The sequence below is a fragment of the Pseudonocardia yuanmonensis genome, from assembly GCF_039542425.1.
Lineage (GTDB): Bacteria > Actinomycetota > Actinomycetes > Mycobacteriales > Pseudonocardiaceae > Pseudonocardia > Pseudonocardia yuanmonensis.
The window spans coordinates 296,546-303,077 of record NZ_BAABIC010000007.1; the positions used below are offsets into that span (position 1 = coordinate 296,546).

At 74.4% G+C, this 6,532-nt stretch carries 6 protein-coding genes and 1 pseudogene; 5 read left to right on the plus strand and 2 right to left on the minus strand.

What is annotated here, in order from left to right; genetic code table 11:
• The first annotated feature begins 37 nt into the window (after positions 1-37).
• Complete coding sequence (locus ABD990_RS13295; RefSeq protein ID WP_345380777.1) at positions 38-1,699, plus strand: sigma-54-dependent Fis family transcriptional regulator; 1,662 nt, start codon at positions 38-40, stop codon at positions 1,697-1,699.
• Positions 1,700-1,756: 57 nt separating this feature from the next.
• Here the strand turns inward: ABD990_RS13295 and ABD990_RS13300 are convergent, their stop codons facing one another.
• On the minus strand, positions 1,757-2,869 hold the full coding sequence (locus ABD990_RS13300) for an NDMA-dependent alcohol dehydrogenase (protein ID WP_345380758.1): 1,113 nt from the start codon (positions 2,867-2,869) through the stop codon (positions 1,757-1,759).
• Between the two features lie 227 nt (positions 2,870-3,096).
• On the opposite strand from ABD990_RS13300, the gene ABD990_RS13305 reads away from it, so the two are divergent.
• Positions 3,097-3,264: a hypothetical protein gene (locus tag ABD990_RS13305; RefSeq protein WP_345380759.1), complete on the plus strand. Its 168-nt coding sequence runs from the start codon at positions 3,097-3,099 to the stop codon at positions 3,262-3,264.
• Between the two features lies 1 nt (position 3,265).
• Here the strand turns inward: ABD990_RS13305 and ABD990_RS13310 are convergent, their stop codons facing one another.
• Positions 3,266-3,718, minus strand: a complete 453-nt coding sequence (locus ABD990_RS13310) for a carboxymuconolactone decarboxylase family protein (RefSeq protein ID WP_345380760.1) — start codon at positions 3,716-3,718, stop codon at positions 3,266-3,268.
• Between the two features lie 85 nt (positions 3,719-3,803).
• Here ABD990_RS13310 and ABD990_RS13315 point away from each other — a divergent pair, with 85 nt between their 5' ends.
• The 3 genes and pseudogenes from ABD990_RS13315 to ABD990_RS13325 form a co-directional block, all read left to right on the plus strand.
• On the plus strand, positions 3,804-4,661 hold the full coding sequence (locus tag ABD990_RS13315; protein ID WP_345380761.1) for a sigma-70 family RNA polymerase sigma factor: 858 nt from the start codon (positions 3,804-3,806) through the stop codon (positions 4,659-4,661).
• Between the two features lie 72 nt (positions 4,662-4,733).
• A complete protein-coding gene (locus tag ABD990_RS13320) occupies positions 4,734-6,281 on the plus strand; it encodes an acyl-CoA synthetase (protein WP_345380763.1) in 1,548 nt (515 codons plus the stop codon).
• A gap of 124 nt (positions 6,282-6,405) precedes the next feature.
• Positions 6,406-6,532 (plus strand): annotated as a pseudogene (locus tag ABD990_RS13325) (leucyl aminopeptidase); the annotation flags it as partial.

Sequence of the window (6,532 nt, forward strand, 5' to 3'; positions counted from 1 at the left end):
ATCCGCATCCCGCAGCGAGGAGGGTCCGGGTTTGTCCGTGCTCCGCCCCGAGATCGCCCAGTCCTGGCAGCGCCTGGAGTCCTGCGGGCTCGACCCCGCCGCGTGCATCGACGTCGGCCCGGTCGTCGAGACGGACCCCGGCACCCGGCTGCGCCGTGCGGCGGGTCCGGTGCTCACCGCGCTCGAGGGCCACCTGCACGGCTCCCGCTTCGCCCTCGTCCTGGCCGACCGCGAGACCCGCCTGGTCGACATCCGGTTCGGCTCGCCCGAGCTGGAGCCGGTGCTGCAGTCCGTCGGAGTCGTGCCGGGCCAGCTGTTCACCGAGCAGGTCAGCGGCACCAACTCGGTCGCCACGGTCGCCGAGCTGCGGCGCGGGATCGCCGTCGTCGGCGCGGAGCACTACCTCGAGTCGCTCAAGCGGTTCGCCTGCTACGGGGTGCCGATCCGGGACCCGCTGACCGGGCGGCACGCCGGCGTCCTCGACATCACCTGCCTCACCGCCGACGCGAGCCCCTTGCTGCGGCCCTTCCTGCTCGGCGCCGCGCAGCAGATCGCCGACGGCATGCTGGCCGAGGCCCGCGGCTCGCACCGCCGGGTGCTCGCGGCGTTCGAGGCGGCGCGGGTGCGGGCAGCGGGTCCGCTGGTCGCGTTCGGGCCGGACCTCGTGCTGACCAACGACGCCGCGGCGGACCTGCTCCAGCCCGTCGACCACGCCGGGCTGCAGGCGTTGCGGCACGGCCGGCCGGGCCCGGTGCGCACCGAGGTCGAGCTGGCGTCCGGCGCGCGGATGCTCGCCCGGGTCGAGCCCGTCGGCGGTGGTGGCTTCCTCGTCGAGCTGGAGCGGCCGCCGCGGCCGACGGCCGTGCGCGCGGCGGGACCCGCGGCGGACCGGGACTGGTTCGCCGACCTGCGGCCGCGCATCCTGCGCTACCGCGCGGAGCAGGCGAACGTGCTGGTCCTGGGCGAGCCGGGCACGGGCCGGACGACGGTCGCGGCCGAGCTCGCGGGAGCGGGCCCGGTCACGGTGCTGGCCGGCGCGCAGGCCACGGTCGCGGGGACGCTGGTGCCGCTGGCCGAGGCGGACCCGGCGGCGGGCGGCGGGACGTTGCTGGTCGAGGACGCCCACCTCCTCGCGCCGGCCGTCGCGGCGCACCTGGGCCGCGAGGTGGACCGGCGGGGGGTGCGGCTCGTGCTGACCGCCGGTGTCGACGGCCTGCCGGTGGGAGAGGCGGCCGCGTTCGGGGCCCGCTGTCCGGTCCGGCTCGAGCTGCCGACCGTCCGCAGCCGGCGCGACCGCGTCCCGGCGCTCGCCGGCGCACTGCTGCGGGAACGCGCCGGCGGCACCGTCCGGTTCACCACCGGAGCCCTGCGGACCCTGGCCGCGCACGACTGGCCGGGCAACCTGCGCGAGCTCGCGACGGTCGTCGGCTACGTGGCCGGGCGCCGGTCGGCGGGCGACCTCACCGAGGCCGACCTGCCGCCGGGCTACCGGGAGGGGCCGCGCGAACCGGTCCCGGGCGCCCTCTGGCAGGCCGAGCGGGACGCGATCGTGCGGTGCCTGGAGAGCTGCGGGGGCAACAAGGTGCACGCCGCGCGCCGGCTCGGGATCAGCCGCACCACGCTCTACCGCCGGATCCGCGAGCTGCACATCGACCCGGAGGCGCTGCGCGAGCGGCCGGCCTGGGTCCCACAGGCCTGAGCACGCGGCGGGACCGGTGCGCTCCGGTCCCGCCGCGGCGGATCAGGCGTCCCGGTCTCAGTGCTCGTGCACGAGCACGCCGCGGACGTTCTTGCCGTTGAGCAGGTCGTCGTAGCCCTCGTTGACCTGCTCGAGGGTGTAGGTCTTGGTGATCAGCTCGTCGAGCTTGAGGTCGCCGGACTGGTACAGGCCCAGGATCTTCGGGATGTCGGTGGTCGGGTTGCAGTCGCCGAACAGCGAGCCCTTCACCGTCTTCTTGAACAGGGTGAAGATCGAGCCGGGCAGGTTGACGTTCTGCGCCGACAGCTTGTTCAGCCCGGTCAGCACGACGGTGCCGGCCTTGCCGATGGCGTCGAACGCGCCGGTGACGATCTCCTCGGTGACGATGCCCGCGGTCACGACGGCCTTGTCGGCGCCGTTGCCGTTGGTCATCTGGCGGGCGAGGTCGGCCGCCTCCTCGATGGTGCCGACGGCGTGCGTGGCGCCGAGCTCCATGGCCTTCTCCCGCTTGTTCTGCAGCGGATCGACGGCGATGAGGTTCTTGGCGCCGGCGTAGCGGGCGCCCTGGACGGCGTTGATGCCGATGCCGCCGACACCGGAGACGATCACGGTCTCGCCCGGTTTGACGTCCGCGGCGTTGACCGCCGAGCCCCACCCGGTGGGCACGCCGCAGCCGACGAGCACGGCCTTGTCCAGCGGCAGGTCGTCGTCGACCTTGACCACGGAGTTCTGGTGGATGGTGGAGTACTGGGAGAAGGTGCCCAGCATGCACATCGCGCCGTAGTTGCCCTTGGGGCCGGTGAACGGGAAGCGCTCGCCGGGCAGGTAGCCCTCGAGGATGGTGGCGCCCATGTCGCAGATGGCCTGCTGGCCGGTGGCGCACCAGCGGCAGACGCCGCAGTTCGGGATGAAGGAGCAGACGACGTGATCGCCCGGCTTCACGCGGGTGACGCCCGGGCCGACCTCCTCGATGACGCCGGCGCCCTCGTGGCCCAGCACCATCGGCAGGCGGGCCTCGAGGTCGCCGTGGGCGATGTGCACGTCGGAGTGGCAGAGCCCGGCGTGGGTGTAGCGGATCAGGACCTCGCCGTCCTTGGGGCCGTCGAGCTCCAGCTCCTCGATCTCGATCGGCTTGCCGGTCTCGTAGACGACCGCGGCCTTGGTCTTCATGCGGGGATCGACTCCTTCGTCGTTCTCGGGAGGCTGCTGCCGGCAGCCTGCCCCCGCCCGCGGGCGTCAAACTGTTTCAGGTTTGGACACCTGGCTGCGGCACCCTGTCCGGGTGATCCTCGTGCCGCTGGACCTGCCCAGGCCCGACGAGATGCGCGGCCGCTGGGCCGCCTTCGCCGCGATCTGCGCCACCCGCGGATGGGCACGAGGCCTGCCGCGGCCTCGTCGTGGAGTTCTGCGAGCACGAGGTCGACGGCGAGGTGTCGCCCGAGGCGGTCGCCGCGCTGCTCGCCGCGGACGGCCAGATCACCGAGGCGATGATCCGGGCCGTCGCGGACGTGCCGGGCTGCGACCCGGCCGCCGGGGCCGCGGCGGCGGCCGCGTCCGTCCGGTAGCTCAGTAGGCGCCCGCGACCTGGTGGGTGGTGGCGTTGAGCCGGTTCCACAGGTTGATGTGCGCGATCGAGAGGACCAGCGCACCGAGCTGCTGCTCGTCGTAGTGCGCCGCGGCCTCCTCGAACACCTCGTCCGGCACCGGGTCGGCGCGGTCGGCCAGGCGGGTCACGGCCTCGGTGAGGGCCAGCGCGGCCCGCTCCTCGTCGGTGAAGAACGGGGAGTCGCGCCAGCCGGCGACCGTGTCGATGCGGTCGTCGGACTCGCCGGCCTTGCGGAGCGCGCGGGCGTGCATGTGCAGGCACACCCCGCACCCGTTGATCTGGCTCGCGCGCAGGTGGACCAGCTCCAGGACGGTCTCGGAGATCCCCGTCGCCTTCTCCGCGTCGCCGAGCGCCAGCAGGGCCTGCAGCGCGCCCGGGACCACCATCGCCGGGTTGCCCATCCGTGCGGTCATGTCGGTCTCCTCTCGTCCCGCCGTCACATCGGCGGGTCCTCGTGGGTCACCACCTCGGACACGCACGGACGGGAGGATGTGACGGATGGATCCGGTCGAGGCTTTCGAGGAGCACCGGGCGCACCTGCGCCAGGTCGCGTACCGCGTGCTGGGCTCGCTCAGCGAGGCCGACGACGCCGTGCAGGAGGCCTGGCTCCGCCTGCACCGCTCCGACCCTGCGCAGGTGGAGAACCCGCGGGCCTGGCTGACGACGGTCGTCGCCCGGGTGGCGCTCAACCAGCTGCGGGCCCGGCGGACCCGCCGGGAGCAGCCCTTCCCCGACCACCTGCCGGACCCGATCGTCCGGCGGGACGGCGCCGACGACCCCGAGTACGGGGCCGAGCTCGCGGACTCGGTCGGGCTCGCGCTGCTCGTCGTGCTGGAGACGCTCTCCCCGGACGAGCGGCTGGCCTTCGTGCTGCACGACATGTTCGGGCTGCCCTTCGACGAGATCGCCCCGCTCGTCGAGCGGACCCCGGCGGCGGCCCGGCAGCTGGCCAGCCGGGCGCGCCGGCGGGTGCGCGGGGCGGAGCCCGCCGACCGGGGGCACCGGGCCGCCCGCCGCGAGGTCGTCGACGCCTTCCTGGCCGCCGCGCGCGAGGGGGACATCGAGGGCCTGGTGGCGGTCCTGGACCCGGACGTCGTGCTGCGGGCCGACACCGGCATGGGGCTTCGCGAGGTGCGCGGGGCCCGGGTGGTGGCCGGCCAGGCGGCGGCCTATCGCAGTGCCGACCAGGTGCGGCACCCGGTGCTGGTCAACGGCGCGCCCGGCGTGCTCGGCACGATCGACGGCCGCCCGGTCGCGCTCCTGGCGTTCACGGTCGTCGACGGCCGGATCACCGAGATCGACATCCTCGCCGACCCCGACCGGCTCGCCGGCCTGGATCCCGCGCTGCTCCACTGACGGCGGCTGGTGCGGAACCGGACGAACCGCTACTTTCACCGCCCCACGGCAGCGTCGCCACCCGGAGGCGAGATGTACCTCACCCAGGCCCTGCACCGCGCGGTCCAGCAGACCCCGGACCTCCCGGCCACGATCGCCGGGGACCGGGTGCGGACCTGGGCGGAGTCCCACGACCGGGTGGCGCGGCTCGCCGCGGGCCTGCGCGACCTGGGCTGCGGGCCGGGCGACCGCGTCGCGATGCTGGCGCTCAACTCGGACCGCTACCACGAGTACCTGTTCGCCGTGCCGTGGGCGGACGGCGTCCTCGCCCCGGTCAACGTGCGCTGGAGCCCGGCCGAGATCGCCTTCTCGCTGCGCGACGCGGGCGTGCGGATCCTGCTGGTCGACGAGACCTTCGCCGGCATGCTGCCCACGTTGCGCGCCGAGGTCCCGGACCTGCGGCGCGTGGTCTACTGCGGCGACGGCCCGGCCCCGGAGGGCACCGTCGCGCACGAGGTGCTGATCGCGGGCCACGAGCCCGCCGAGGACGCGCGCCGGGGCGGCGACGCGCCCGCCGGGATCTGGTACACCGGCGGCACCACGGGGACTCCCAAGGGCGTGGTGCTCAGCCACACCAACCTGCTCGCCTCGGCACTCGGGTCGCTCGCGTCCGGGGCGCTGGCCACGCCGGGTGGGCGGCTGCTGCACGCCGCGCCGATGTTCCACCTCGCCGACGGCGCGGCCTGGGTGGCCCGCAACGTCCTCGGCGGCACCCACGTGATCGTCCCGTCCTTCACCCCGGCCGGCGTGGCGGAGGCGATCGAACGGCACGGCGCCACCGACCTGCTGCTCGTGCCGACGATGATCCAGATGCTGGTGGACTCGCCCGACACCACGGACGCCGACCTCTCCTCGGTCCGGCGGCTCACCTACGGCGCCTCGCCGATCTCGGAGGCGGTGCTGGAGCGGGCCGCGAAGCGGATGCCGACCGCCGAGTTCGTGCAGGCCTACGGGATGACCGAGCTCGCGCCCGTCGCCACCCTGCTGCTGCCCGCGGACCACGCCGTCGACCGGCTGCGCCGCTCGGCCGGGCGGGCGGCGCCGCACGCCGAGATCCGCATCGTCGACGCCGAGGACCGCGAGGTGCCGCGCGGGACGGTCGGCGAGATCGCGGTGCGCGGGCCGCACGTCATGCTCGGCTACTGGGACCGGCCCGCGGAGACGGCCGCGGCCGTGCGCGACGGCTGGATGCACACCGGTGACGGCGGCTGGATGGACCCGGAGGGCTACGTGTTCGTCGTCGACCGGCTCAAGGACATGATCGTCACCGGCGGGGAGAACGTGTACTCCGCCGAGGTGGAGAACGCCCTCGCCGGGCACCCGGCGGTGGCGGCGTGCGCCGTCATCGGGGTGCCGGACGACGAGTGGGGCGAGCGGGTGCACGCCGTGGTCGTCCGGGCGCCGGGCACCGATCCCGATCCGGACGAGCTGCGCGAGCACGTCAGGGGGCTGATCGCCGGGTACAAGGCCCCGCGGTCGGTCGAGTTCGTCGAGTCGCTGCCGCTCTCCGGTGCGGGCAAGGTGCTCAAGCGCGAGCTGCGCGCCCGGCACTGGGCCGGGACCGACCGGGACGTCTCGTAACCGGTTCAGCTCCCGTCGATCCGGCGTTTCGTCACCCGGATGTCACATCCAGCGCTTGACGGAGCGCCGCCGACGCGCAATCGTCAGTGTTCGGACTATCTCGGGAGCCGAGGCCGGAGGAGCCATGGACCAGAACCTGTTCAACGAGATCTGCCTGCAGCAGTTGACCCTGTCCGGGGTGCACGAGGGCGAGACGGTGGCGGTGCTGACCCGCGGGGCCGAGCGCGCGGAGTACGCCGATGCGTTCCTGT